14 protein-coding genes are annotated in these 12220 nt (G+C 39.4%); 11 read left to right on the top strand and 3 right to left on the bottom strand.

The window, feature by feature from the left end; all coding sequences use genetic code 11:
- Positions 1 to 246: 246 nt before the first annotated feature.
- The 7 genes from ACIR310F_RS0118435 (at position 247) to nuoH (ending at position 8256) form a co-directional block, all read left to right on the top strand.
- The gene (locus ACIR310F_RS0118435) at positions 247 to 744 is read left to right on the top strand and encodes an HNH endonuclease (RefSeq protein ID WP_028085093.1); all 498 of its coding nucleotides are present in this window, start codon (positions 247 to 249) and stop codon (positions 742 to 744) included.
- A gap of 766 nt (positions 745 to 1510) precedes the next feature.
- A complete protein-coding gene (locus ACIR310F_RS0118430) occupies positions 1511 to 2788 on the top strand; it encodes a DHH family phosphoesterase (protein ID WP_028085092.1) in 1278 nt (425 codons plus the stop codon).
- Positions 2789 to 2980: 192 nt separating this feature from the next.
- Complete coding sequence (locus ACIR310F_RS26375; RefSeq protein WP_196803246.1) at positions 2981 to 4225, top strand: hypothetical protein; 1245 nt, start codon at positions 2981 to 2983, stop codon at positions 4223 to 4225.
- Positions 4222 to 4845, top strand: coding sequence for a Shedu immune nuclease family protein (locus tag ACIR310F_RS23105; protein WP_035368437.1), 624 nt, complete (start codon positions 4222 to 4224; stop codon positions 4843 to 4845). The genes ACIR310F_RS26375 and ACIR310F_RS23105 overlap by 4 nt, the downstream gene beginning before the upstream one ends.
- A 74-nt stretch (positions 4846 to 4919) precedes the next feature.
- The gene (gene sixA, locus ACIR310F_RS0118410; protein ID WP_028085091.1) at positions 4920 to 5414 is read left to right on the top strand and encodes a phosphohistidine phosphatase SixA; all 495 of its coding nucleotides are present in this window, start codon (positions 4920 to 4922) and stop codon (positions 5412 to 5414) included.
- Between the two features lie 113 nt (positions 5415 to 5527).
- A complete protein-coding gene (locus tag ACIR310F_RS0118405; protein ID WP_028085090.1) occupies positions 5528 to 6664 on the top strand; it encodes a citrate synthase in 1137 nt (378 codons plus the stop codon).
- 473 nt (positions 6665 to 7137) lie between these two features.
- A complete protein-coding gene (gene nuoH, locus ACIR310F_RS0118400; protein ID WP_028085089.1) occupies positions 7138 to 8256 on the top strand; it encodes an NADH-quinone oxidoreductase subunit NuoH in 1119 nt (372 codons plus the stop codon).
- Here the strand turns inward: nuoH and ACIR310F_RS25855 are convergent.
- Positions 8227 to 8370 (bottom strand): hypothetical protein, encoded by a 144-nt coding sequence (locus tag ACIR310F_RS25855; protein ID WP_155963910.1) that lies wholly within the window; start codon positions 8368 to 8370, stop codon positions 8227 to 8229. The genes nuoH and ACIR310F_RS25855 overlap by 30 nt on opposite strands.
- 1 nt (position 8371) lies before the next feature.
- On the opposite strand from ACIR310F_RS25855, the gene ndhI reads away from it, so the two are divergent.
- Entirely contained in the window at positions 8372 to 8953 is a 582-nt protein-coding gene (ndhI, locus tag ACIR310F_RS0118395) for an NAD(P)H-quinone oxidoreductase subunit I (protein WP_028085088.1), read from the top strand.
- A 35-nt stretch (positions 8954 to 8988) separates the two neighbouring features.
- Here ndhI and ACIR310F_RS27415 read toward each other — a convergent pair whose 3' ends face one another.
- A complete protein-coding gene (locus ACIR310F_RS27415) occupies positions 8989 to 9120 on the bottom strand; it encodes a hypothetical protein (protein ID WP_269208386.1) in 132 nt (43 codons plus the stop codon).
- Positions 9121 to 9125: 5 nt separating this feature from the next.
- Here ACIR310F_RS27415 and ACIR310F_RS0118390 point away from each other — a divergent pair, with 5 nt between their 5' ends.
- Genes ACIR310F_RS0118390 through ACIR310F_RS0118380 form a run of 3 tightly spaced genes read left to right on the top strand, consistent with a single transcriptional unit; the run spans position 9126 to position 10996 of the window.
- The gene (locus tag ACIR310F_RS0118390) at positions 9126 to 9740 is read left to right on the top strand and encodes an NADH-quinone oxidoreductase subunit J (protein WP_028085087.1); all 615 of its coding nucleotides are present in this window, start codon (positions 9126 to 9128) and stop codon (positions 9738 to 9740) included.
- 23 nt (positions 9741 to 9763) lie between these two features.
- Positions 9764 to 10069 carry an NADH-quinone oxidoreductase subunit NuoK gene (gene nuoK, locus ACIR310F_RS0118385; protein WP_015080280.1) on the top strand — a complete coding sequence of 102 codons (306 nt, stop codon included), beginning with the start codon at positions 9764 to 9766 and terminating at the stop codon, positions 10067 to 10069.
- Positions 10070 to 10075: 6 nt separating this feature from the next.
- Complete coding sequence (locus ACIR310F_RS0118380; RefSeq protein WP_028085086.1) at positions 10076 to 10996, top strand: NAD(+) kinase; 921 nt, start codon at positions 10076 to 10078, stop codon at positions 10994 to 10996.
- Between the two features lie 171 nt (positions 10997 to 11167).
- Here the strand turns inward: ACIR310F_RS0118380 and ACIR310F_RS23100 are convergent.
- Positions 11168 to 12220, bottom strand: a 1053-nt coding sequence (locus tag ACIR310F_RS23100; protein WP_196803245.1) for a calcium-binding protein, incomplete at its 5' end; no start/stop codon positions are given.

Raw genomic sequence — 12220 nt, 5'->3', positions numbered from 1 at the left:
CAGTATTATTTTATGATAGTTCTTCCTTATCAGCTTTATCATAACAAATTTAAAATCAAATGTCAACCCTTAAATACTTCTTTATTGCGATTTTTTTAAATTTGAGAAAATAGTGACCACAAGATCCCCTACTGCTTGAAGAAGTCGGGGATCTGAGTTGAGAATAAAAGTATAAATTCTTTTCCTATCCCCAAGAAAGTGTATTTGTGTTAGTATATGTAAAACTAATACCTTGAGCGCAGATTCATGGGGAAGGTTTTAGTCCTGAATGCCTCTTACGAACCGCTCAACATCACCAGTTGGCGACGAGCCACCGTGTTGTTGATGAAAGGCAAAGCTGAACGCTTAGAATACAATGGTAAGTTCCTTTACACGGACTTTCCGCAGCCAACCGTGATCCGGTTGCGCCACTATGTCCGTGTTCCTTATATGGAAGTGCCTTTGACCCGTCGGAATATCCTGCATCGTGATGGACATACTTGTCAATACTGTGGTTACACAGGGGATAAGTTGACACTTGATCATGTGATACCGAGATCACGAGGGGGGGGTGACACTTGGGAAAACATCGTTGCTGCTTGTGTGTGTTGTAATGTCAAAAAAGGCAGTCGGACACCCCAAGAAGCACGGATGCCTTTGCGTCATTTACCTCGCCAACCTTATAGCAGTCTTTACTTTGAGGTAACAAAACATCTGAAAAGTGGACTGCACCAAGAGTGGCAAAAATACGTAATAGGCCTTTGACATTATATATAATCAACTACAAAAACTCAGGTCAAGATTCACTTGTGGACATAATTGTTTGACTCTCAAACAGTGGCTACAAGTGGAATTTTTGCCAGTTTTGGGTTAGTGCTAACCAGCTTAGGGTAAAATTACCATAAGCTGATATTTTTATATCCGCAGCGTCAGAAATTACTTGTTTTTCAAGAATTGGGGCTATATGCTTTAAAAAGGGATATAGAGAGCTTTTGTTCTCAACGGATAAGTTAAAATTACAAGTAGAGAAGCTACCCAAAAACTGAAAAACAAATTTGAACACAGAATATTGATAATAGCACAAGTCAAATCAATATTCAAGATAATCACCAAATTTTCATAAAATTTACATATTTCTTGAGAGGATGTTTGAAAAGTGGTATCCCGTAATTTTCATCACATTTTTACTTCCCTTAGTCCCCGTTTCCTAAAAGAAACAAGAAAATACAGTTTTATTGTTCTCATAGAGGGGGTTAGGGAGAGTTCAAAAACCTTTCAAACACCCTCTGAGACGGATTCCTAAATCAAGAAGTGAAATAGATACCAAAAGCCAAGACTTGCTTGATTCTTGGTATTTATAAGCACTTCTTAATTGGTTTTCAGCACAGAAATAAACAATGTCATTAACAGTATCAACAATGAACTTTAGATAATAGCCGGTTCTAATGTAGTTTTAGTAGCGCATTATCTCTGGCATGATATCTAAATGGATAAAGAAAATCACCCTCAACGCTTAGAAATACAGTTCCTTATGTACGCGAATTATCCCGCTGCTCAATTCGAGAGTTTATCTTTAGCTAAAGATCCAAATCCAGAGGAAGTAGAAACAGAGAAAGATATTATTGAAGCCCCACCTTTAGCTCGGACATCTTTATCACCTGCTAATAGTGATGGAGGTATCTATTTAGTCCAGCGTGGCAGTTCTTTAGCGTCTCAGAAATCCGAAGAGTTACAAAAAACCCTGCTAGGACACCGCCATGAACGTCAATTAGTGGTTTTACAGGATTTTCCTGATCCTGACGCTCTTTCTTGTGCCTGGTCATATCAATTAATTGCCCAACAGTATGATATCAAATGTGATATTATTTACGCAGGAACATTAAGCCATCAAGAAAATATTGCTTTAGTTAAGTTAACTAATTTACCTGCTCAACGCTGGACAATGCAAACCCTGAAAAATAAAGACTTGTCATGTTATCACGGTTTCGTGTTAATTGACAACCAGGGAACTACATCTCAATTATTACCAGCAATTCAACAAGCGGGAATCCCCTTAATAGTGCTAGTAGATCATCATAGCTTGCAGGGGGATCTCAAATCCGAATTTATGGATGTTCGTCCCTACGTGCGGGCTACAGCGACAATTTTTACTCAATACTTACAATCAGGATTATTAACCTTAGATAATAGTATTAACCAGCACATTAAATGCGCCACAGCATTAATGCACGGGTTAAGATCAGATACAAATAGGTTAATGCAAGCCCAAGAAGAAGATTTTATGGCTGCTGGTTATTTAAGCAGATTTTATGATGCTCAGTTACTAAATGCCATTTTACAGGCAAATCGTTCTAAGCGTGTAATGGATGTGATTGAGCGATCGCTTAAAAACCGGATTGTTCAAAATAATTTTTCCATAGCTGGTGTTGGCTACTTGCGGTATGATGATCGGGACGCAATTCCCCAAGCTGCAGATTTTTTAGTTACCGAAGAAAATGTTCATACTGCGGTAGTGTATGGAATAGTTCATGATGAAGACGACGAACTAGAAGTAATTATAGGTTCTTTGCGGACGACAAAACTGACCCTAGATCCTGATGAATTTATCAAAGAAGCCTTTGGACAAGATAGCGCGGGGAGATTTTTTGGTGGGGGGAGAACTGGTGCGGGAGGCTTTGAAATTCCCATGGGTTTTTTATCAGGTGGTAATGAAAATTCGGCCTATGCCAAAATGAAATGGGAAGTTTTCGACGCACAAATCAAGCAGAAATTATTAAGATTGGTAAATCCGAGAGATAATCCAATTTAGTCTTAAAACCGGATTAAAAGACTTGATTAATTTAGGGTTTAGCAGTGCTGAACCCATGCAAATGAATTGGCTTTTGCTGTCTGATAAGCGGGTATAAATTTGGTATAACTTATTATTGCGCGAAGGTGTCATTATTGGTAAAAAGTGTGCTTATGTCAAAGTAATTGAATCTCAACCATTGGCAGAATACTTATGATGGAAAATACTAAAAGTTTACATGATGAGAAAGTTGAATCTTTGATCAAAAAGTATCGTGATCAAGGATTTACTGTTATACAAAACCCGAAAGCAGATCAATTACCGTTTGATTTGGATAATTATCAACCCGATATTCTGGCTACTAAGAATGAAAATGAATGCGGTTTAATAGGTTTAATAATTGAAGTAAAAACCAGCATTACTCCAGTTTCAGTTGAGCGTTTACAATCTGTTGCAGAAGAAGTGAGTAAACATCCAGGCTGGCGTTTTTTATTAGTGACACTTGAAGATATGGAAGCAGAATCATTACCAGGAACTTGTGAAGAACTGCCATCCTGGGAAGAACTAATTAACTATTTTAGTCAAGTTAGCAAGCTGATTGAAAATAATAATATTGAACCTGCTTTTCTTTTTCTTTGGAGTGTTTTTGAGGGAGCATTAAGAAAAAGAGCAGTTGATGTATCAATTCCTGTTGAACGTTTACCAGCCATAAAATTAATAAAATCAATGTACTCTTTGGGAGAGTTATCAATTTCTGAATTTGATATTATTCAAGCTTGTCTTGAACAGCGCAACCGACTGGCTCACGGATACATTCAAAAGCTAGATTCGGAGGTTTTACATAAGCTTGTAACGTTGGTTGTTAAGTTATTGATAAAATGGACTTCTAATATATCTGAAACTGAAAAAATAGCAGTTATACAGGTTTCCAGGCAAATTATGGCTAGTATGACAAAAAATATTCAGGAAAACACAGCACAAAGAAATCAGAAATTTCAAGAAATAGTAGTTTCTGAGTTACATAATCACCCAAAAGAAAAAGAAATATTGGCAAAGATCAAGCACGCAGTGGAAAAAGGAGAAGGAGGAACTAATTTTTTCAATGAACTTCAACACTTATCTGATGAGTATTACGATACTTCTACTGAATCTAAAAATCAACAGGTAAACAAAAATGAAACAGTTTTAGATGATAACGCACAAATAGCACTTGATGTTTTACCAACTCAAGAGAAAGAAAAGATTAGTTATGCTATTAGTTGTCTAGAAAACTTTCCTGATTGTTCAGAAATTGAAGTTTCTAAACTAAATTCAAGTTCAGATAATGATTTTATTGCCAAGGTAGGCATATATCGAATCATTTTTGAAGTTCAATCTAAAAAAGTAACTATTATTGATATAGTTAATTACAAACGGATTGAAATGTTATATGGATTATTAGAAAAGGCTAAAGTATGAGAGGTCTAGATTTTTGTGATATAGATATTAAACAGTGTTTGATTGAACTTGAGGAATTTGAAAATCTACTGCGTGATAATAAGGAATTAAATGAACGGAAGGATATACTTCCTTTTTTCAAAGAGAGACAACATTTATCTGCCTGTATTGGATGGTACGCTCCTGATAACTTTTGCAACCAAATCAAACATGAATTTACATTATTTGGAGATTTTAGAGCCGATTTAGTTGTTGGTGATTCTGTAAATAATATTTACTGTTTCATTGAATTTGAAGATGCTAGAAAAGATAGTATTTTTGTAAACAAAAAAGGAAAAACTACATCAGAGTGGTCGTCTAGATTTGAAAATGGATTTAGTCAAATCATTGATTGGTTTTGGAAACTTGATGATTTTAAGAATACTGGTCAATTTCGTTCTATTTTTGGAAGTGAGAATATAGAATATCAAGGTATTCTTGTTATAGGTAGAGATGAATTTCTTAGCGAGGTTGAAAAAACTAGATTGAAATGGTATTTAAATAGAGTTGTAGTAGACTCACGCAAGGTAATTTGTAAAACATTTGATCAATTAGCTAGAGATACAAGAAATAGACTTTCACGGTATCCAAAGATTTTATGAAATTACTAATTTTACCCTCTTATTTGTGCTTTTTCGCAAAATAAAAAATCATATAAAAACACCCAATTAAAAACATGGAATTATACTTAATCCGTCATGGTATCGCCGAAGAACATCAACCAGGACTAAAAGACGAAAAACGACAACTCACCCCAGAAGGAAGGGAAAAAACCGAGAAAATAGCCCAGAGATTAGTCAAACTCAGTTTTAATTTTGATTTAATTCTCACTAGTCCCCTAGTTCGCGCTTATCAAACAGCAGAAATACTCATTGCTGCTGGACTGAGTTCCCAGTTAGAAGCATCTCATCATCTTAGCTTTGATGGTAATATTCAAAATTGGTGGCAAGAATGGCTCAAACCCAGGAATTATTCCCAAAAAACCAAACTAGCATTAGTAGGCCATGAGCCTAGTTTAAGTCATTGGGCAGAAATTCTCCTTTGGGGAGAAGCAAAAGAGAGCATTATCCTCAAAAAAGCAGGTATGATAGGAATAAAACTACCAGATGATGGTTCTCCCTTGGGTCGTAGTCAAATGTTCTGGTTGACACAGCCCAAGTACCTGCTGTAAGAGTTGTTCGATAGGGCCGCATAGAATAGTTGTAATATCGGCAACTGTTATAGTGAAAATAGTCTCTGGTGAGTTAACGTGAGCAGATATTTTACAAAGTAAATGGTGTTGCCATGACGGTATGCGAATACAAGCCTGGTTTAGAAGGTATTCCCGCAGCCCAATCGAGTATAAGTCATGTAGATGGGCAGAAAGGAATTTTAGAGTATCGTGGTATTAGGATTGAGGAATTAGCGGAAAAAAGTACATTCCTAGAAACTGCATATCTTTTAATCTGGGGTGAATTACCAACCAAGGAAGAACTAAAAGCATTTGAGCATGAAGTTCTCTTCCACAGACGCATCAAATACCGCATTAGGGACATGATGAAATGCTTCCCTGAAAGTGGTCATCCTATGGATGCTCTTCAAGCTTCTGCTGCTGCTTTAGGTTTATTCTATTCTCGCCGTGACTTACATAATCCGGTCTATATTCGCAATTCTGCTGTCAGATTAATAGCGACTATTCCCACAATGGTAGCAGCCTTCCAGTTAATGCGGGAAGGTAACGACCCCGTTAAACCCAGGGATAACTTAGACTATGCGGCTAACTTCCTGTATATGCTGAACGAGAAAGAACCTGATCCTTTAGCAGCCAAGATATTTGATGTTTGCTTAATTCTTCATGTTGAGCATACAATGAATGCTTCTACATTTAGTGCTAGAGTCACAGCTTCTACCTTGACAGATCCCTATGCTGTAGTTGCTAGTGCAGTGGGTACTTTAGGCGGACCATTGCATGGGGGAGCGAATGAAGAAGTAATTCAGATGCTAGAAAACATTGGTTCTGTAAAAAATGTTGTCCCTTATGTGGATGATCTTCTCCGACGCAAAGCCAAAATCATGGGTTTTGGACATCGTGTGTACAAAGTCAAAGATCCCCGCGCTACAATCTTACAAAGCTTGGCAGAGCAGTTGTTTGAGAAATTCGGGTATGACGAATATTATGAAATTGCCGTAGAAATGGAAAGGGTAGTTTCCGAAAAATTGGGTGACAGAGGGATTTATCCTAATGTTGACTTTTATTCCGGTTTAGTGTATAGGAAAATGGGGATTCCTACAGACTTATTTACACCAGTATTTGCGATCGCTCGTGTAGCAGGTTGGTTAGCACACTGGAAAGAACAACTGATAGAAAACCGGATTTTCCGTCCTACCCAGGTTTACAATGGTCGTCATGAAGTCGCTTACACTCCGATTGACCAGCGTTAACTGACAAACAACTCGACTCTAGATTTTGGATTTTAAATTTATGCCCTCCAGTGGACAGATTGATAAATGTCACATCTTCTATTGGGGCTGATCATCCAAATACAAATCCGGCTGACAACAGTAGCTAATTGAAGGAAATCAGACAATTTAGATACACTAGATCACCGTTACCAGATGATAAACGGCCTATTTAGTTTTGTCTCACTGCTGAATGGGTAAACTTTTGCCCATTTCTCCACTGATAAATTATCAATTACCAATCTTAACCATAGAGAAAAGTTGTCTGTTCTGTCTGATGGTAAAAACCATCCCAGGATATACTAAACTCATGAGTTGGTAAAGGTATTGAACCTCAATCAGGCATCATCTCAGCAGGGATAATTACTAAAGCTGAAGGACAAAAGATGAAAATGGGAAACTGAGATTCCATTATTCATAGTTCATCAGGAAGTTGACTTACAAGAGCGGCAAACATGAATCCAGGAATTGACCTTCAAGGAACTTTTATTCAATCTGTTAAGGACTTAGGCGTACCCCCAGGAGCGGCCAAAGCCCTATGGATGCCATTACCAATGGTATTGATGCTCATTGGGGCTACAGTAGGCGTACTAGTTGCGACCTGGCTAGAACGGAAAATTTCAGCGGCGGCACAGCAGCGCATAGGACCAGAATATCAAGGACCCTTTGGATTGCTAGTTCCTGTAGCAGATGGTCTGAAGTTGGTATTTAAAGAAGATATCATCCCCGCTAAGGCAGATCCTTGGCTATTTACCCTTGGACCTGTTCTTGTCGTTTTACCAGTATTTCTGTCGTATTTAATTGTACCCTTTGGACAGAATATCATCATTACTAATGTGGGCATGGGGGTATTTTTGTGGATTGCATTATCCAGTATTCAACCCATTGGTTTATTAATGGCAGGTTATGCCAGTAATAATAAATATGCCCTATTGGGAGGTTTACGGGCAGCAGCGCAGTCCATCAGTTATGAAATTCCTCTAGCACTGAGTGTACTAGCGATCGCCATGATGTCCAACAGTCTCAGTACAGTTGACATCGTGAACCAACAATCTAATTTTGGGGTTTTCGGCTGGAATATTTGGCGACAACCATTAGGTTTCATCATTTTTTGGATAGCCGCCCTAGCAGAATGTGAACGCTTACCCTTTGACTTACCAGAAGCAGAAGAAGAACTAGTAGCAGGGTATCAAACGGAATATTCAGGGATGAAATTCGCGCTTTTTTACCTGAGTTCCTACATTAATCTCGTACTTTCTGCCTTACTCGTGGCAATTTTGTACCTTGGTGGTTGGCATTGTCCCATACCCCTTGATATGATTACCGGTTGGTTAGGAGTCAGTGAAAGCGATCCTATAATCCAAGTAGTTACAGCGGTTATAGGCATTGCCATGACCGTAATTAAAGCTTACCTACTAGTATTTCTGGCCATTCTTATTCGTTGGACAGTACCACGGGTAAGGATTGACCAATTGCTAGATTTAGGATGGAAATTCCTTTTACCAGTAGGCTTAGTAAATCTGCTCTTAACAGCAGCCTTCAAACTAGCCTTTCCCTTCGCATTCGGTGGGTAAACAGCAGCAGTCAGTGGTCAATGTCATTAATAATTGACTACTGACAACTAACAACTGACAACTGACAACTAACAACTGACAACTGACAACTGACAAAGAAACAGAGAGAGACACAATGCTCAATTTTCTCAAACAAGTTGGTGATTACGCCAAAGAAGCAGTACAAGCAGGTCGTTACATTGGTCAAGGATTATCCGTCACATTTGACCACATGAGACGACGACCTGTTACCGTACAATATCCTTACGAAAAATTGATTCCTGGTGAAAGATTTCGCGGTCGCATTCACTATGAATTTGACAAGTGTATTGCTTGTGAAGTCTGTGTGCGTGTATGTCCTATCAACCTCCCTGTAGTTGATTGGGAAATGGACAAAGTAGCCAAAAAGAAAAAGCTCAAACACTACAGTATTGATTTTGGAGTTTGTATCTTCTGCGGTAACTGTGTGGAATACTGTCCCACCAACTGTTTATCCATGACAGAAGAATATGAATTAGCCACTTACGATCGCCATGAACTTAACTACGATAGCGTAGCCTTGGGACGTTTACCGTATAAAGTTACAAACGATCCAATGGTGACACCATTACGAGAACTTGCTTACCTACCGAAAGGTGTCATGGACCCCCACGGAGTACCAGAGGAAGCTCCCCGTGCTGGTTCTCGTCCAGAAGACCTAGTAGAAACAGAAAAATAATTAGTCATTAGTCATTAGTCATTAGTCATTAGTCATTAGGAAAGATAATTTACAACGGACAACGAACAACTGACAACTGACAACTGACAACTGACAACTGACAACTGACAACTGACAACTGACAACGAACAACTGACAACTGACAACTGACAACTAACTAAGGACAAAAACAGTGAATCTAGCAGAGGGAGTACAGTCTGTAGCACTTGGCATTCTTGGTGTAATGATGATTGGAGCAGCACTAGGTGTAGTGCTATTCTCTAACATCGTTTATTCCGCTTTTTTGCTGGGAGGTGTATTCATCAGCATCGCGGGAATGTACCTATTGCTAAATGGTGACTTTGTCGCATCAGCACAAATATTAATTTATGTTGGTGCAATTAACGTTTTAATACTGTTTGCCATTATGTTGGTAAACAAAAGACAGGACTTTTTACCATTACCTAGTGCGGGATTACGAAAAGTATTTACAGCTATAGTCAGTTTTGGACTATTTGCTCTTTTAAGCACAATGGTAGTAGCCACACCTTGGGCTAACTCAAGCAACGGGAAAGTCAGTCAAAATTCCATCGTAGTGATTGGTGAGCATTTCTTTAGCGACTTTTTGCTACCTTTTGAATTAGCTTCCGTCCTCTTGCTCATAGCCATGGTAGGAGCGATTATTTTGGCACGACGAGAATATCTACCCGACCAATTACCAACCTCGGACCTACCACAAACAATTTTAACCCTCCCAGAACGCCCCAAAGAACTCATATCCACTGGTAGCAGTTCTAATAATTTATAATTGACCACTGACAACCGACAATCATGCAACTTCAATACTTCTTATTACTAGCAGCGGCTTTGTTCTGCATTGGTATTTATGGTTTAATTACCAGTCGCAACGCAGTTCGGGTACTCATGTCAATTGAGTTATTGCTAAATGCCGTTAATCTGAATTTAATGGCATTTTCCAACTTCCTTGATTCAACCTTAATTAAAGGCCAGGTGTTCACAGTTTTTGTGATTACCGTGGCTGCTGCTGAAGCAGCGGTAGGGTTGGCGATTGTTTTAACTATTTATCGTAACCGTGATACCGTTGACATGGAGCAGTTTAATCTCCTGAAGTGGTAATAGCGCGTGCAACTCAAGCAGGTAATCATTGCTTATAAAGCACGAGATCCCCAGAGTAAACGCTGGGCCGAACTCTGTGCTAAACAACTAGAAAATCGTCATTGCCAAGTATTGATGGGACCTAGTGGTCCAAAAGATAACCCCTATCCGGTTTTTTTGGCTTCTGCTAATCAATCAATTGATTTGGCCTTGGTACTTGGTGGTGATGGTACTGTTTTAACCAGTGCTAGGCATTTAGCTCCCGCTGGTATTCCCATTCTTGGAGTCAATGTAGGCGGACATTTGGGGTTTTTAACGGAGTCAGTAGATGAATTTCAAGACCCAGAAGTAGTTTGGGAGCGTCTGTTAGAAGATCGTTATGCTATCCAACGACGCATGATGTTACAAGCAGCGGTATATGAGGGGACTGGATCAAATTTAGAACCAGTTACCGAGAGTTACTTAGCTCTAAATGAGTTTTGTGTCAAACCCGCTTCTGCTGACAGAATGATTACCTCAATTCTGGAAATGGAAATTGATGGTGAGATAGTTGATCAATATGTGGGGGATGGTTTAATTATCTCCACTCCCACAGGTTCTACTGGTTACACTGTTTCTGCTAGTGGACCAATTATCCATGATGGTATGGAAACAATTACCATCACTCCCATTTGTCCTATGAGTCTTTCCAGTCGTCCCCTTGTCTTACCTCCCGGTTCTGTGGTTAGTATTTGGCCTTTGGGAGATTATGATTTAAGTACCAAACTATGGATGGATGGTGTGTTATCTACCTCTATTTGGCCGGGACACCGTGTGGATGTCCGTATGGCTGATTGTCGTGCTAAGTTTATTGTCTTACGGGCGAATAATTCCTATTATCAAACATTGCGGGAAAAGTTACTTTGGGCCGGTACAAGAGTTCGCTACAACAATAATCACCGCAATTGATTTTTATTTATTTTCCCCCAATTTCCTTATGTTTGGGGAAAATGGTAAAATTATAACTTCAAACAAAAAAGTGGGAAATGATAGCGAAGTAGGGGCAATCCCCCCGTGGTTGCCCTACCTAGGAATCATCCCCCACCTCAAAAATCACTGATTAAGTGAACCAATTACTCATTAAACAAGAGAGAAATTACTAGCAGTCAGAGTGGGAGCAGTAGCAAGAATAGCAAACTCACCACCAGTACCAAAGCCTGCCACCGTGCCATTTTGGTTGTAGAAAAGACTACCACTGCTTTGGCTGTAAACAATCAGCCCGTTACTACTACCTGCCAAATCATCATCTTCAACCACAGCAAACTCGTTTGCTACACTGAATCCTTGACGGATAACACTGGTCAAAGAAGCGAATACAGACTTACTCAACGAGATTTGGTCATTACCGATACCAAAGTCTTGGATAATATCTAGACCTTGACTAGCTACAGTGAATGCAGCATTCCCTGCAAAGCTGAATACATCATTACCAGCACCACCAGTCAGAATGTCATTACCAGCGCCACCAACTAGAGTATCATTACCAGCACCACCGGTCAGAGCATCATTCCCAGCGCCCCCAACCAAGCCGTTATCTAGGTCATTACCGATAATTCTATCTGCTCCAGCACCGGCAATCACGTTTTCAATGGCATTGGCGACAGTTAATGTCAGTTTTGAACCATTAGCAACCAGAGTTTGAGTAGTGATGATGGCTAGATTTAGGCGAATTGCTGCGGTTGTACCAGTGAAATCAATAGTATCTTGACCACCATCTACTGCTTCTGTAATGGTGTCAGTACCGAGGCTAGTTGTAGTGATAGAGAACAGATAGGTATCATTTCCTATACCACCAACCAAACTGTCGTTACCTGCACCACCAATCAGGGTATCATTTCCTGTATCACCCAGCAAGGTATCAGCACCAGTGCCACCATTGAGGGTGTTATCACCGCTGTTACCTGTGATAGTATTATCCAGGCTGTTACCTGTACCGTTAATGTTAGCTGTTCCCGTGAGGATGAGGTTTTCTACGTTGGCACTCAGAGTGTAAGTGACAGATGATTGGACTAAATCCGTACCTTGATTAGCTGCTTCTGTAACTACATCACCTGTGCTGTCAACAACATAAATGTCGTCTCCCAAACCACCAATCAGAGTGTCATTACCACCACCACCAATCAGGGTGTCATT

This window comes from Dolichospermum circinale AWQC310F, from assembly GCF_000426925.1.
Taxonomy (GTDB): domain Bacteria; phylum Cyanobacteriota; class Cyanobacteriia; order Cyanobacteriales; family Nostocaceae; genus Dolichospermum; species Dolichospermum circinale.
This window is presented reverse-complemented; position numbering and strand designations above follow the sequence as displayed.